The sequence below is a fragment of the Algibacter sp. genome (assembly GCF_039977455.1).
In the GTDB taxonomy this organism is placed as follows: domain Bacteria; phylum Bacteroidota; class Bacteroidia; order Flavobacteriales; family Flavobacteriaceae; genus Algibacter_B.
Map to the genome: position 1 here is coordinate 80,579 of NZ_JBDWDG010000007.1, position 14,714 is coordinate 95,292.

Annotated in this window: 18 protein-coding genes; 11 read left to right on the plus strand and 7 right to left on the minus strand. The window is 33.6% G+C overall.

Annotated features, from left to right (window positions below):
- The first annotated feature begins 83 nt into the window (after positions 1-83).
- The gene (locus ABJM36_RS01560) at positions 84-1,436 is read left to right on the plus strand and encodes a dihydrolipoamide acetyltransferase family protein (RefSeq protein WP_348448460.1); all 1,353 of its coding nucleotides are present in this window, start codon (positions 84-86) and stop codon (positions 1,434-1,436) included.
- Between the two features lie 77 nt (positions 1,437-1,513).
- On the opposite strand, the gene ABJM36_RS01565 is transcribed toward ABJM36_RS01560, so the two are convergent.
- Entirely contained in the window at positions 1,514-2,104 is a 591-nt protein-coding gene (locus tag ABJM36_RS01565) for a hypothetical protein (protein ID WP_348448462.1), read from the minus strand.
- 51 nt (positions 2,105-2,155) lie between these two features.
- Between ABJM36_RS01565 and ABJM36_RS01570 the strand changes: the two genes are divergently transcribed.
- The 8 genes from ABJM36_RS01570 to ftsY all read left to right on the plus strand — a co-directional run bounded on the left by ABJM36_RS01570 (position 2,156) and on the right by ftsY (position 7,590).
- Positions 2,156-2,932, plus strand: a complete 777-nt coding sequence (locus tag ABJM36_RS01570) for an exonuclease domain-containing protein (RefSeq protein ID WP_348448607.1) — start codon at positions 2,156-2,158, stop codon at positions 2,930-2,932.
- A gap of 517 nt (positions 2,933-3,449) precedes the next feature.
- A complete protein-coding gene (locus ABJM36_RS01575) occupies positions 3,450-4,061 on the plus strand; it encodes a fumarylacetoacetate hydrolase family protein (RefSeq protein ID WP_348448464.1) in 612 nt (203 codons plus the stop codon).
- Positions 4,062-4,403: an Hpt domain-containing protein gene (locus ABJM36_RS01580; protein ID WP_348448466.1), complete on the plus strand. Its 342-nt coding sequence runs from the start codon at positions 4,062-4,064 to the stop codon at positions 4,401-4,403. It abuts the gene before it with no gap.
- Positions 4,403-5,653 carry a competence/damage-inducible protein A gene (locus tag ABJM36_RS01585; RefSeq protein ID WP_348448468.1) on the plus strand — a complete coding sequence of 417 codons (1,251 nt, stop codon included), beginning with the start codon at positions 4,403-4,405 and terminating at the stop codon, positions 5,651-5,653. Before ABJM36_RS01580 ends, ABJM36_RS01585 begins: the two co-directional genes overlap by 1 nt.
- An 82-nt stretch (positions 5,654-5,735) precedes the next feature.
- Positions 5,736-5,972 (plus strand): 50S ribosomal protein L28, encoded by a 237-nt coding sequence (rpmB, locus tag ABJM36_RS01590; RefSeq protein WP_092852938.1) that lies wholly within the window; start codon positions 5,736-5,738, stop codon positions 5,970-5,972.
- A gap of 25 nt (positions 5,973-5,997) precedes the next feature.
- Positions 5,998-6,180 (plus strand): 50S ribosomal protein L33, encoded by a 183-nt coding sequence (rpmG, locus tag ABJM36_RS01595; protein WP_072764828.1) that lies wholly within the window; start codon positions 5,998-6,000, stop codon positions 6,178-6,180.
- Between the two features lie 48 nt (positions 6,181-6,228).
- Complete coding sequence (locus tag ABJM36_RS01600) at positions 6,229-6,381, plus strand: DUF4295 domain-containing protein (RefSeq protein WP_144116496.1); 153 nt, start codon at positions 6,229-6,231, stop codon at positions 6,379-6,381.
- A 234-nt stretch (positions 6,382-6,615) separates the two neighbouring features.
- Entirely contained in the window at positions 6,616-7,590 is a 975-nt protein-coding gene (gene ftsY / locus ABJM36_RS01605) for a signal recognition particle-docking protein FtsY (RefSeq protein ID WP_348448471.1), read from the plus strand.
- Positions 7,591-7,798: 208 nt separating this feature from the next.
- Here ftsY and ABJM36_RS01610 read toward each other — a convergent pair whose 3' ends face one another.
- Positions 7,799-8,872 carry a serine hydrolase gene (locus ABJM36_RS01610; protein WP_348448473.1) on the minus strand — a complete coding sequence of 358 codons (1,074 nt, stop codon included), beginning with the start codon at positions 8,870-8,872 and terminating at the stop codon, positions 7,799-7,801.
- A 206-nt stretch (positions 8,873-9,078) separates the two neighbouring features.
- Between ABJM36_RS01610 and rimO the strand changes: the two genes are divergently transcribed.
- A complete protein-coding gene (gene rimO / locus ABJM36_RS01615) occupies positions 9,079-10,386 on the plus strand; it encodes a 30S ribosomal protein S12 methylthiotransferase RimO (RefSeq protein ID WP_348448475.1) in 1,308 nt (435 codons plus the stop codon).
- A gap of 7 nt (positions 10,387-10,393) precedes the next feature.
- Here the strand turns inward: rimO and ttcA are convergent, their stop codons facing one another.
- Positions 10,394-11,191, minus strand: coding sequence for a tRNA 2-thiocytidine(32) synthetase TtcA (gene ttcA / locus ABJM36_RS01620; protein ID WP_348448477.1), 798 nt, complete (start codon positions 11,189-11,191; stop codon positions 10,394-10,396).
- Between the two features lie 95 nt (positions 11,192-11,286).
- Between ttcA and ABJM36_RS01625 the strand changes: the two genes are divergently transcribed.
- Complete coding sequence (locus ABJM36_RS01625; protein ID WP_348448479.1) at positions 11,287-11,958, plus strand: peptidoglycan DD-metalloendopeptidase family protein; 672 nt, start codon at positions 11,287-11,289, stop codon at positions 11,956-11,958.
- A gap of 26 nt (positions 11,959-11,984) precedes the next feature.
- On the opposite strand, the gene ABJM36_RS01630 is transcribed toward ABJM36_RS01625, so the two are convergent.
- The 4 genes from ABJM36_RS01630 to ABJM36_RS01645 form a co-directional block, all read right to left on the minus strand.
- Entirely contained in the window at positions 11,985-12,671 is a 687-nt protein-coding gene (locus ABJM36_RS01630) for a haloacid dehalogenase type II (RefSeq protein WP_348448481.1), read from the minus strand.
- 95 nt (positions 12,672-12,766) lie between these two features.
- Complete coding sequence (locus ABJM36_RS01635; RefSeq protein ID WP_348448483.1) at positions 12,767-13,423, minus strand: DsbA family oxidoreductase; 657 nt, start codon at positions 13,421-13,423, stop codon at positions 12,767-12,769.
- A 66-nt stretch (positions 13,424-13,489) separates the two neighbouring features.
- Positions 13,490-14,053 carry a carboxymuconolactone decarboxylase family protein gene (locus tag ABJM36_RS01640; protein WP_348448485.1) on the minus strand — a complete coding sequence of 188 codons (564 nt, stop codon included), beginning with the start codon at positions 14,051-14,053 and terminating at the stop codon, positions 13,490-13,492.
- 70 nt (positions 14,054-14,123) lie between these two features.
- A complete protein-coding gene (locus ABJM36_RS01645) occupies positions 14,124-14,687 on the minus strand; it encodes a TetR/AcrR family transcriptional regulator (RefSeq protein WP_348448487.1) in 564 nt (187 codons plus the stop codon).
- Positions 14,688-14,714: the final 27 nt, after the last annotated feature.

The window sequence follows — 14,714 nt, forward strand, 5'->3', positions numbered from 1 at the left end:
TTATTATGTATAATAAGGCGATTTGTTATTTATTTTGATAATTTTGTAAAATAAAAATTAAAAACAAGCATTACGTTATTGATATGGCAAAGTTTGAGCTTAAGTTACCAAAAATGGGAGAGAGTGTTGCAGAGGCAACAATAACATCTTGGTTAAAAGAAGTTGGTGATACTATCGATATGGACGATCCAGTATTGGAAATAGCTACGGATAAAGTAGATAGTGAAGTGCCTAGTGAAGTTGATGGTGTTTTAGTGGAGCGTTTTTTTAATGTAGATGATATTGTTCAGGTCGGTGAGGTATTAGCGATAATAGAAACAGAAGGCGAAGAGCATGCTACCGAAAACCTCAATGAACAAGATAACGCTGAAGAACTAGAAGTAACTGAAAGAGCTGCTGTAGCACAATTAGAACAGGCTGTGACCAATGCAAAAGAAGCTGTAGCACCAGCCGTAGTTTCAAGTGGCGACCGTTTTTATTCACCATTGGTTAAAAATATAGCTAAGGCTGAAGGCATTTCGCAAGCGGAATTAGATGGTATATTAGGAACAGGAAAAGATGCGCGTGTTACTAAAAATGATATTTTAGATTACATAAAAAATAAAGGAACAGGACAGCAAAATTTTGCTGCTAAACAAGAAACGCATACTGCAGATACGTCAAAATCAGTAGAGCAACCTAAAGCTGAAGCGCCTAAAACAAAACAACCGGTTGTAATTTCTAGTGGCGACGATGAAATTATACAAATGTCTAGAATGGGCAAACTTATTGCGCATCATATGGTGGAGTCTATTCAAACCTCTGCTCATGTACAAAGCTTTATTGAAGCTGATGTAACTAATATTTGGAATTGGAGAAAAAAGGTTAAAGGTGGTTTTATGAAACGTGAAGGTGAAAATTTAACCTTTACACCTATTTTTATGGAGGCTATTGCCAAAGCGTTAAGGGATTTTCCAATGATGAATATTTCTTTTCAAGACGATAAAATCATTAAAAAGAAAAATATTAATTTAGGTATGGCGGCGGCTTTACCTGATGGAAATTTAATTGTACCCGTAATTAAAAATGCCGATCAACTTAATTTGGTGGGCATGACAAAGCAAGTTAACGATTTAGCAAATCGCGCTAGAATTGGTAAACTAAAACCAGATGATACTCAGGGCGGTACATACACCGTTACTAATGTTGGTACTTTTGGAAGTATTATGGGAACCCCGATAATTAACCAGCCACAAGTTGGAATTTTAGCATTAGGAGCAATTAGAAAAGTACCTGCGGTTATTGAAACACCAGAAGGCGATTTTATTGGTATTCGTTACAAAATGTATTTGTCGCACTCTTACGATCATCGTGTGGTAAATGGCGCATTAGGAGGCATGTTTGTTAAAGCTGTAACAGACTATCTTGAGGCTTGGGATGTGAATAGAGAGATATAGTAGTATTTTACTTAATATGATTTTTTAGAGCTTCTAAAAGTTCTTTTTTGTTGCTTATACCTCTGTAAACATCATCTTCAATTTTTAAAACAAATACATCTTGTTGTATGTTTTCTATTGTTTTTTAAAGCCTTTAAAAGTAAGTCTTGGTCGTTTTTTATATGTTTTACAAGGTAGGCTACTTTATTATTGTCAAATAATAATTTTATATCCTTGCAAATTTCGCAGGCGTCAGATTCAAATAAAGTAATGTTTGCGGATTTTAAAGCGGTATCAAAATTTATTTGTATATCGTTCTTGTCCTTTCTAAACTGCAAATTTGTGCTAAATTCATTGACAATAAATTGATGGTCGTAATGTCCCTTAGTGTCAGCTAATTTAATAAGGGTTAATAAATGCGCTTCGCTATTAGCATTCACCGGTTTTAGTACCGGTCGGTTGCTACTTCTCCTATAATCATTAGTAGTAACACGTAAGAAGACAACGTAAGGAATGGTGTCGGTATTTTTTGCGTAAAGCTCTAGACGTTTTCCATGTTGTTTTTCTATAAGCGTAACATTTTCAGTATTTGCAGCTTGAGAAAAGCTTAAAAAGGAAGTTAAAGAAACTAGTAAAATTAAAAAGTAGGGATTTAATTTCGATTTTATGCGTGCAGTAAATTTAAACAAAAATTAGTTTAAATGAGTTCAGTATATTTGCAAGAAACATACCATAAAGTAATGCAATTAAACCTAAAAAGACCCATCTGTTTTTTCGATTTAGAAACTACAGGAATAAATATAACGAAAGACCGTATTGTTGAAATTTCTATCCTAAAGGTATTTCCTAATGGCACAGAAGAAAGTAAAACTTGGTTGGTAAACCCTGAAATGGTAATACCTGACGAGGTTGTTGCTATTCATGGTGTTTCAAACGAAAGAGTTGCAAACGAACCTACGTTTAAAGTTTTAGCTAAGGATATTTATAATATGATTAAAGATTCCGATTTAGGAGGATTTAATTCTAACCGTTTTGATATTCCGTTATTGGCAGAAGAAATGCTGCGTGTAGGAATAGATTTTGATATGAAAAGCACCTTGGCAGTCGATGTGCAAACTATTTTTCATAAAATGGAACAACGCACGCTAAGTGCTGCTTACAAGTTTTATTGCGATGAAAGTTTAGAAAATGCCCATAGCGCTGAGGCAGATACAAAGGCTACATACGAAGTTTTAAAAGCGCAATTAGATAAATACGACGATTTAGAAAATGATACCAAGTTTTTAGCAGAGTTTAGTTCTCGAAAAAAGTTTGCGGATTTTGCTGGTTTTATTGCCTTTAATAAAGAAGGTTTAGAGTGTTTTTCTTTCGGGAAACATAAAGGGAAGTTGGTTACCGAAGTTTTAGAAAAAGAACCAGGGTATTTTGGTTGGTTGCTAAATGCTGATTTTCCGTTGTACACTAAAAAGGTGTTGACCGCTATTAAATTGAGAAGTTTTAATAATAAATTGGGGTAATAAAAGATGGAAGACAGAAGTTCTGTGTATCATTTTTAATGAACAATAAGCTTTTTGTTAGTGTCAAAAAATTAGTTTACGGGATTACGATTACAAAAAAGCTTGTTATATCCTGACTTATTTACGAGATGTGATTTATAAAAGTAACTATGTAGCATGTTCGAAAACCTATCAATGGAAATCCTAAATAGATTAAAGGTATTGATACAGGGTGGGTGGTAATCGGAATAAATTAAAAATATTTGCTAACAAGAACTACAAGACCTAAAAACAAAGTAATTTCTTACTTTTGTAATCAGGGCATTAAATTAAAAAGAAGAGCAAGAAACTTTAAATTGAAAAACAAGCTATTGTAAACTAAACCGCGTTAGGGGGCGAACGACATGTTTGAACTCCCAAACTTAGGAGGGAGCGAGAAGTGAAATATTTATATTCATGAGTTCCATTATTTACGATAGAAACCATCAAGTAAAGCCCAACCCTTTTCGGGTAAGGCCCAAACTTAAATTAATAATACATGAAACTAATTTGCATTGGTAGAAATTATACCGAACACATAAAAGAATTACAAAACGAAAAACCAACAGACCCTGTAATTTTTTTAAAGCCAGACACCGCTATTTTGCTTAAGAAACAGCCTTTTTTTATTCCAGATTTTTCTGATGATGTGCATTATGAGGTTGAGGTTTTAGTTAAAATTAATAGAGTAGGGAAGCATATTGATAAAAAGTTTGCTCACAAATATTATAACGAAATTGGTTTAGGTATTGATTTTACAGCTCGCGATTTGCAGAGTACATTAAAAGCTAAAGGTTTACCATGGGAAAAGGCAAAAGCTTTTGATGGTGCAGCGGTTATTGGAAAATGGTTGGATAAAAATGAATTAGCGGATATTAACGATTTTCAATTTTCGTTAAAAAAGAATGAAGATATTGTGCAAAACGGAAATACTAGCCATATGCTTTGGAAAATTGATGAATTAATAGAATATGTGTCAAAATATTTCACTTTAAAGATTGGAGATGTTATATTTACAGGCACACCTGCTGGAGTTGGTAAAGTTTTTGCTAACGATAGGTTGGCTGGGTTTATAGAAAAGGAAGAAATGTTTTCAATAACTGTAAAATAAATGGAACTACATTATAAATTATTTAGAGTACGTGAATTAGCCGATAATGATGAAAGTTTTATTGCGGCTTTGGCTGAAGCTTTTTTAGAAGAAGTTCCTATTGATGCAGAGCGTTTAAAAAATGCTGTAGCAGCAAAAGATTACCAAGAAGCTTATCAGGCAGCACATAAAATGAAACCTACAATAGATTTGTTTGAGCTTGGTGTGTTAGATAAGTTAATTGAAGTACAGGATTGGGGCAAGTTTACCAAAACAGATGAAGATATTACAGCTCAATTAGAGATTGTACTTACTGCTGTTAGTAAGGCTAGTGCCGAAATGAAATCTGATTTTAAACTATAATGAGAGCAGAAATAATCACTATAGGTGATGAACTTCTTATTGGTCAAGTTGTCGATACCAATTCTGCTTATATGGCAAAGCATCTTAATAAAATAGGTGTTTCTGTCTTTCAAATTACTTCCATTCAAGATGATAAGGCGCATATATTACAAGCCTTAGCCGATGCCGAAAATAGAGTAGATATTATAATATGTACAGGTGGGCTAGGACCAACAAAAGACGATATTACTAAAAAAACCATCGCAGAGTATTTTAATGATACTTTGGTTAGAGATCAATCGGTTTTAGAAAACATAGAAAGTATTTGGAAACAACATGTAAGAACGCAGTTGCTTCAAGTAAATAAAGACCAAGCTTTTGTGCCAAGTAAAGCGAAGGTGTTAATGAATAAGCTAGGTACGGCTCCTGGTATGTGGCTAGAAAAAGAAAATAAAGTATTTATTTCATTGCCAGGCGTACCTTACGAAATGGAAGCCTTAATCGAACAGGAGGTTGTACCGCGATTAAAAGATAAATACAATTGTCCTTTTATATTACATAAAACCTTGCTTGTTTATGGTTTAGGGGAAAGTGCATTGGCTGCTAAGATAGAAGCTTGGGAAGATGCCTTACCAAAACATATTAAATTAGCATACTTACCTAATTTAGGGAAAATGCGTTTGCGATTATCCACTTCAGGATATAGCGAAGTACAATTAAATCAAGAAGTTCAAGAACAAATAGACAAAGTTATACCTTTAATCAAAAAGGAATATGCTGGGTTAGAGGATGAAGATGGCTCGGTAGAAGTTGTAATAGCCAAACAACTAACTAAGCTAGGAAAATCATTAGCTATTGCAGAAAGTTGTACAGGCGGAGCAGTTGCCGAACGATTTACAACACATTCTGGAGCATCAGCATTTTTTAAAGGTGGTATTGTTACCTATGCAACGGAATCGAAAATTAATATTTTAAAGGTTTCAAAAGCAGAAATTGATTCAAATTCTGTGGTAAGTTATCAAGTTGCCGAGGAAATGGCTAAAAATGCAAAGCAATTATTTCAATCTGATTATGCCATTGCAACTACCGGAAATGCGGGCCCTACTAAAGGGGAGTCAGATGCCGAGGTAGGAACGGTATTCATTGCTATTGCTAATAAAACAGGTGTTTATTCCGAAGGATTTAACTTCGGAAATTCGAGAATAAAGGTCATAAATAAAGCCGTAAATAAGGCTTTAGAAATGATGTTAAAAGAAATTTTTAAAAATTGATAAAAATATGGTTGTCAGATTATAAAGATTTTATATATTTGCACCTCGATTTTAAGCAACAAAGAATTTAAAGTTATATATAATGTCAAGAGTTTGTGAACTTACAGGAAAGAAGGCCATGGTTGGAAACAATGTGTCTCATGCAATGAACAAAACTAAACGCAAATTTCATGCGAATTTAGTTAAGAAACGTTTTTACATTCCAGAAGAAGACAGCTGGATAACTTTAAAGGTTTCTACGTCTGCGTTAAAAACTATCAACAAAATAGGAATTTCTGCAGCAATTAAAGATGCAAAATCTAAAGGATTTTTAAAATAATAGCTGTATTTAATAAGAAAAAGACATGGCAAAGAAAGGCAACAGAATACAAGTAATCTTAGAGTGCACAGAGCACAAAGAGTCTGGAAAACCAGGAACTTCAAGATACATTACAACAAAAAACAAGAAGAATACGCCAGATAGAATGGAGATTAAGAAATTTAATCCTATCCTTAAGCGTATGACAGTTCATAAAGAAATTAAATAATTAGAGATTTTATATTAAATCTCAAACTATCCTAAAAATATATAGGTCATGGCAAAGAAATCAGTAGCATCATTACAAACAGGATCTAAAAGATTAACAAAAGCAATAAAAATGGTTAAGTCTCCAAAAACAGGAGCTTACATGTTTGTTGAATCTATTATGAATCCAGATCAAGTAAACGACTTTTTAGCTAAAAAGTAATATACCTTGTTTCAAGATATTATAAGCTGCTTTCTATACGAAAGCGGCTTTTTTATTTTATATTTATATGCCATAATAACAGGTATTAAATTATGGTAAGGTAATTGACTCTAATTTTTAGGGCGTTACCACAAGGGTCGGGCTTTCCGCTATATCTTTTGCAAAAAGAGCAAAAGGATGTCGCTGCAATCCCTAACGTACTTTGTAGTTAAATTTAACCAATTAACAAGAAAAATGAGCTTTTTTAAAAAAATATTTTCTTCAGAAAAAAAGGAAACCCTAGATAAGGGATTAGAGAAAACTAAAACTAGCTTTTTAGGCAAGTTAAGTAAAGCTGTAGCCGGAAAATCTAAAGTAGATGATGATGTTTTAGATAATCTTGAAGAGGTCTTAGTATCTAGCGATGTAGGTGTAAATACAACTCTAAAAGTAATAGAGCGTATCGAAGCACGCGTGTCTAAAGATAAATACTTAGGTACCGACGAGCTAAATATAATTTTGCGTGAAGAAATAGCATCGCTATTAAGTGAAACAAATTCTGGCGAAGAAACAGAGTACACCATTCCTAATTTACCAAAACAAGCAAACGGAACCAAAACACCTTATGTGTTAATGGTTGTAGGGGTTAATGGTGTTGGTAAAACAACAACTATTGGTAAGTTAGCATATCAATTTAAAAAGCAAGGATTAAAAGTGGTTTTAGGTGCGGCAGATACCTTTAGAGCAGCAGCCATAGATCAACTTCAGGTTTGGGCCGATAGAGTAGAAGTGCCTATGGTACGACAAGATATGGGAAGCGATCCTGCCTCAGTAGCTTTTGATGCCTTAGAGTCTGGTGTAAATCAAGAAGCAGATGTTATTATAATAGATACCGCTGGTCGTTTACATAATAAAATAAATCTTATGAACGAGCTTACTAAAGTTAAGCGCGTTATGCAAAAAGTAGTTAGCGATGCGCCACACGACGTTTTATTGGTTTTAGATGGTTCTACAGGACAAAATGCATTCGAGCAAGCAAAACAGTTTACAGCAGCAACCGAGGTAACCTCCTTAGCAGTTACAAAATTAGATGGAACCGCAAAAGGCGGCGTTGTAATTGGTATTTCAGACCAATTTAAAATTCCTGTAAAATATATTGGTGTTGGAGAGGGTATTGAAGATTTACAAGTATTTAATAAATATGAGTTTGTCGATTCCTTTTTTAAGTAATCGTTTGTATCATTCCCTTGTAAGGCGGTAATCTCATGATAATAAAACGTCATGTCTTGTTAACTCTCTCAAATCACGATAATTATTGGGGTGAAGTAAGTCTCATGAAGCCTTAGCTTAATTTTTTGTTACTTTAAGGTGCAAAGGTTAGAAGCCTTTAAATACAAGTTGTTAATTAATAATAAACCTTATTCCATTTAAGGGCTAATTACTCAATTACAGCATTTAGTTTCTCCCATAAATCATTATCAAAACTAGATAATGCAAAATTATCACCATCAGCAGCTTCACCCATTCTTATAATGACTAAATCTTTACTAGGAATGATGTAGATTTTCTGGTCATTCTTACCTAAAGCGGCATACATATCGTTTGGAGCATTCGGAATTAGTTTTCCATTAAATTCTAACTGACTTTGTGGTAAATGATAACTATCCTTGCCATTTAACCACCATAAATAGCCATAAGATTTATTAATGTTTTGTGATGTATTAGCAGCTTCAGTTAAAAATTCTGGTGATATAATTTGCGCGTCCTCCCAGGTTCCTTGGGCTGCAATTAAAAGTCCAAAACGTGCCATGCTTCTTGTGTTACTCCAATAAACACTTAGGCTACCTAAATTTATCCATTGCCCTGTCATACCAATTTTGTCTCTTAGTTTGGAGTTGAAGTAATCAGACCAATTTTGATTGCTTGTGGTGCTAATTATATCTTGCATTTTTACATATACATTATGGTAGGCCCAACGGGAACCTGCATTTGCTAGGTATTGTAAGTTCTCAGGAGACACATCGTCTCCCAAACTATCATCCAAACCAGAAGTCATGGATAATAAATGTTTACAGGTAATTAAATTTTCTTGATCTAGCGTCGCACTTGTCCAACCTGTTCCTAAATATTCAGAAACCTTGTTATCTAAATTAATAAGCCCTTCCTCTTGTGCAATGCCAGAAACGGTAGTCGTTAGAGTTTTTCCAGCGCTTGCCCAATACCATAATTTAGAATCGTCATGGTTGTTAAAATATGCTTCTAGTGCAATTTTTCCATGATGTAATATAATAAAGCTTTTAGTATTCTTTTCTTCAAGAAAATCTAATAAAGGCTGTACATGGTTTTCATTCCAATCCAAATCGGATATAGCTGTTGTTTCCCAAGAATTAGAGTTTAAAGGCGGAAAATAAGTGGCGTTATTATTGGATTCTTCCTTTGTGATTGCATCATCAGTGGAGCAACTTAAAAAGGAAGTTACTAGAATTAGAATAACATAAGTTAGCTTATTCATAGGATTAGGTTTAAATTTTGGACACTCAAATATATAAAAGGTTTAATTTAAAATAGCACTTCTATATTTTTCATTAGAAGTTACAGTTAAAAATGACATTCCTACCTAAGTGAAATTCTGTCTTAATTTAAGTAAACTCAAGTTGCAGAAATTAAATCGTTAATCATAAATCATTACGTATCTTTGCAGCCTGATTTATAAAACGTATGCGCACAAAAACTCTTAAAAAGAACAAAATTAATGTAGTAACCTTAGGTTGTAGTAAAAATGTTTACGACAGCGAGGTGTTAATGGGGCAATTAAAAGCTAATGGTAAGGATGTAGCTCATGAAGAAGAAGGAAATATTGTTGTAATTAATACCTGTGGTTTTATTAATAATGCCAAGGAAGAAAGTGTAAACACTATCCTGGAATATGTTAAGAAAAAAGACGAAGGAGATGTAGATAAGGTCTTTGTTACAGGTTGTTTAAGTGAACGTTATAAACCAGATTTAATTAAAGAAATACCTAATGTTGACGAGTATTTTGGAACTACCGAGTTGCCAGGACTCCTAAAAGCTTTAGGTGCAGATTATAAACATGAACTTATTGGCGAGCGTTTAACTACAACGCCTAAAAATTATGCTTATTTAAAGATTGCTGAAGGTTGCGACCGGCCATGTTCCTTTTGTGCCATTCCTATTATGCGCGGGAAACATAGAAGCACACCTATTGAAGAAATTGTTATAGAAGCTGAAAAATTAGCAGCAAATGGCGTAAAGGAATTGATTCTTATCGCTCAAGATTTAACTTATTACGGATTAGATTTATACAAAAAACGAAACCTTGCCGAATTATTGGAGGCCTTAGTGAAAGTTGAAGGTATTGAATGGATTCGTTTGCATTATGCTTTTCCAACAGGATTTCCTTTGGATGTATTGGATGTGATGAAGCGTGAGGATAAAGTTTGTAATTATTTAGATATTCCGTTACAGCATATTTCTGATGATATTCTTAAAAGTATGCGTCGTGGAACAACTAAAGAGAAAACTACAAAGTTAATTTCTCAGTTTAGAGAAGCGGTTCCAGAAATGACTATAAGAACAACACTTATTGTTGGTTATCCTGGTGAGACAGAAGCTCATTTTCAAGAATTAAAACAATGGGTTCAAGATATGCGTTTTGAACGTTTAGGGTGTTTTACTTATTCACATGAGGAAAACACACATGCTTATAATTTGGATGATGATGTTCCAGAAGATGTGAAAATTGACAGAGCGAATCAAATTATGGAAATTCAATCTCAAATTTCATGGGAGTTAAATCAGAATAAAATTGGGCAGCAATTAAAAGTGGTTATCGATAGGAAAGAAGGAAACTATTTTGTTGGTAGAACTGAATTTGACTCGCCAGATGTTGATAACGAAGTTTTAATTGATGCGACTAAAACCTATTTAAAAACAGGGGAGTACACGACAGTAAAAATTATTGAAGCAGAAGATTTTGATTTATATGCCGAAGTTGTAACTGCGTAAAAGGACCTTAAACAAAGATGTCATCTTTTAGCGAGGTGTCTTCAAGACTATCAAAATTATAAAGGTTTCTATCTAGTAAATGTGACGGATATACGTTTTGTAAGGCGTTCATCATAACAGAACTTCTATCAGGAAAATCGGTTTCCCAATCGGCAATCATTTGCTTTACCTTTTTGCGTTGTAAATTTTCTTGCGAACCACATAGATTACAAGGGATTATTGGGAAATTCATGTAGTTTGAATACGTTTCTATATCACTTTCTTTACAAAAGGCTAATGGGCGTAAAACGACTAAATCGCCAGCATCATTTTTAAATTTTGGTGGCATAGTTTCAAGCTTTCCTGCAAAAAAGAAATTTAATAAAAACGTTTCTATAATATCGTTTCTATGGTGTCCTAAAGCCAATTTATTACAGCCTAAATCTTTGGCAGCTTCATATAATGTGCCGCGTCGTAATCTAGAACATAGGCTACAAGTTGTTTTACCTTCGGGTGTTTTTTCCATAACCACCTTATAGGTGTTTTTCTCAATTATTTTATAGGTAACACCTAATTGACTTAAGTAGGTGGGTAAAATAGTTTCTGGAAAACCAGGTTGCTTTTGGTCTAAGTTAACCGCTATAACTTTAAAGGATATTGGTGCTACTTTTTGAAAATGTAGTATCATTTGCAGCAAGGTATAACTGTCTTTTCCTCCAGAAAGACAAACCATAATAGAATCGCCATCTTCAATCATTGAAAACTGTTTAATAGCTTCGCCTACTGCACGATGTAATTTTTTTGTAACCTGTTCTTTGTTTTCCATGGATGCAAAAATATTATTTAATTGGATAATATAGAATATTTTAATCCTAAAGAAATTCTTTATTACTTTTGAATACATATTTAAATTATGCGCTATTGAATTTTACAGCAATACTTGAAAAATTAGGAGATCATCCCATACGAGTTATGGATGCTTCAAAATATATACCATTAAATTTATCTGAAACTAATGCTGAGTTAAATACCATTGACGTATCATCAGCCAAAAAGCTTGGAGATTATGTTAACCGTGTTATCTCTAAAAATTATGGGCAAGTGGCTTATGGGGGCTATTTAGAAAAAAGAAATATTTATAAGCGCAGTATTCATTTTAATAATGAAGTGGAAGAGGAGCGCAACATTCATTTAGGTATGGATTTATGGTGCGAAGTAGAAACCCCTATTTATGCGCCTTTAAATGGAACCGTGCATAGTTTTAATAACAATAGAAATTATGGTGATTATGGGCCAACTATAATTTTAAAACATGATTTTAATGGCGTGGTATTCTACACCCTTTACGGACATTTAAGTTTAGCTTCAATTACTGATTTAAAAGTTGGAAGAATTTTTAAACAAAATGAAATCATAGCGACCCTTGGCGATCCCACTGTAAATGGTGATTATCCACCACATTTACATTTTCAAATCATTAAGGATTTAGGAGATTTTAAAGGTGATTACCCTGGAGTTTGTAATAAAAAAGATTTAGAGTTTTATAAAAATAATTGCCCAAATCCTGAGTTAGTACTCAATTTAGAAAGCTAATTAGTAGTTCAAAAAAAAGTTAGTCTTTATTTATAGGTTACTAAAATATCTGCAATTTTTTTTAAATCTGTTTCAAATAATTCAGTTTCTGGTGCCAAAGGAAAAGCTTGTTGTCCTGGTCGGTTAACAAAAGCAGCACGCCAACCCGCCCAAAGCGCTCCGGCAACATCCCAGCCATGAGCTGCAATAAGCATACAATCCTCAGGTTTTACATCCATTTTTTTTGCACCCCATAGATAAGTATCTGTGAATGGTTTAAATTTTCCAGTAGGTTCAACACTTAGCATGTCATCAAAATAATCCGTTAGCCCAGCGTTTTTAAACTGTTTTTTTAAGCCCATGGTTGATGAATTTGTAAAAGCAACTAATTGGTATCCAGATTGTCTTAAGCTAATTAGAGCATCCTTTACCTCGGGGTGGGCAGGTAAATTTTCTATAGACTCCGTAACTAATTTTCGAGCATCATTTTCTGAAATTGTAATGTTATTATTCGCGGCTACCATTTGTAGAGCAGCAGCGCCAATATACCCAAAAGATTGGTGTTTACCACTTGCCGAAACCACTAACGAATAATGTAACATGGTTGTAAACCATAAGGGTAACAACTCTTCCTTTCCTCCCAAAGCTTGCCCAATCTGCTTTTTCATGGCAGTAAGATCTAAAAGTGTTTCATTTACATCAAAGAACAGTACTTTTGGTTTTACTTTTGTCATGGGTTTTGTTATATAAATTTTTAAATACTAACTTATGTATTATGTAGTGCTACACTTTTTACTACGCTTATTGGTTTTTATAACTTAGCCTTAAGTTACACATTAGGTTGCTCTGCTATTAATTCGTTTAGTACTTGCTTAAAAGTATCAACAGGTTGCGCTCCTGTAACAGCACTTTTTCGATTAAAAACAACTGTTGGTACCGAGTTTACACCCAAGTTTTTCCAATAATTTTGCGTTTGTCTTATTTGGTAACGCGCTTCTTCATTATCTAATTTAGCTAAAGCTTCGTCTGCATTTAAACCAACATGTATTAAGGCTTCCTTTAAAATAGCCCTGTCTGAAACATCTTTACGGTCACTAAAAAAAGCTTTAGTGAGGGTCATTTTTAATTCGGTTTGCTTTCCGAAATCTTTGGCATACTCTAATAAAACATGAGCATCAAAAGTATTAACCATGCGCATATTATCAAAATAATCGAATTTAAAACCGAGGTCCTCACCAACTTCAGTCATGTGTTGTTGAGATTCTTTTTGTTGTTCTAAAGTCGCACCATATTTTTCGGCAATATGCTCTGTTACATTTTGACCTTCAGCGGGCATATTCGGGTTTAATTCAAAAGGTTGCCATTCTATTTCTACTTGATCATTAAGACCTAGCTCTGTAATTGCTTTTTCTAAACGTTTGTAACCAATGGTACACCAAGGACATACAACGTCTGAAACGATGTCTATTTTTAGTTTTTCTTTCATAACCTTAAAATTAATAAACCTCCCGGAAAAACGGAAGGTCTATTCTTATTATTCAGATTTAAAATATTAAGAGTTTACTTCATCTTTAGACCAAGCAAATTTTTCAAAAGGTGCATCAACAGGTGTATTTGCAATATGGTTTGTATAGTTACTTATTACTTTTTGAGACAGTCCTAATATGATTTCTAAAACTTGGGCTTCACCATAACCAGCGGCATAAAATGTATCTAAATCTTCTTGTGATACATGTCCACGATTTTTAACAATGGTAAGGGTCATGGTTCTTAAAGCCTCTAGTTTTTGGTTTTCAAGTGGTGTTTCGTTACGCAATGCATCAGTAATAGTGTCATCAACTTTCATCATTTTTGCAATTCCTGTATGAGCAGGAACACAGTAATGACAAGCGTGTTCAACATTGATAGTTTGCCATACCACAGTTAACTCATCTGCGTTAAAAGAAGTTTCAGTAAATAACTGATGTAAAGTTTGGTAAGCTTCTAATATTTTTGGAGCCCCAGCCAAAACGCCATGTAAACCCGGAATCATACCAAAAGACTTTTGAGAATTTTCTAAAAATGTTTTGCTACCTTCAGGAGCCGTTTCAATGTTGTGAATTTTTAAAGTTGTCATAATTTTGCTTATTTATTGTATTTATGTTTTTTAACTAAACGAACGGTTAGTTATTGTGTAAAAAAAATGTTTATATGTTTTTGAAGGTCATTTCAATGTAATCTTCAATTTCTTGTGTTGTGTTAACCCTTGCAGCCGCTGCCAAACCATGCTTTGCCAATAATAAATAGTTAGCTTGTTTTATAACAGTGTCTTCAGTTTTGGTGGTATCCATCTTTAATTTAGCAATAATGATAGATTTTAAATTGTCCATAAAGGAATGCATCTGCTCTTTGATTAATTCATCTTCGGTTTCAGAAAATTCATTATACGTGTTTGTAACAAAACAACCTTTTAAGTTGTCGTCTTTAAAATTAGAACTTACAGAGTCGTAGAAAAATTGTTTAATATCTTCAACACCTTTAGTTCCTTTTTTAAATTTTTGTAATATGGTATTTACTCTAGATTTGTAATGTTTCAAGCTCTCCAAAAACAACCCGTGTTTATTACCAAAACTAGAATAAATAGAAAACTTGTTGATGCCCATTTCTTTCTCTAGCATGTGCATGGATGTCGTTTCATAGCCATTTTTCCAAAAAAGGTTCATTGCTTTTTCGAGGACTTCCTCTTCGTTATATTGTTTGGTTCTGGCCATTATTTCTAATTACTTCACAAAACTAAC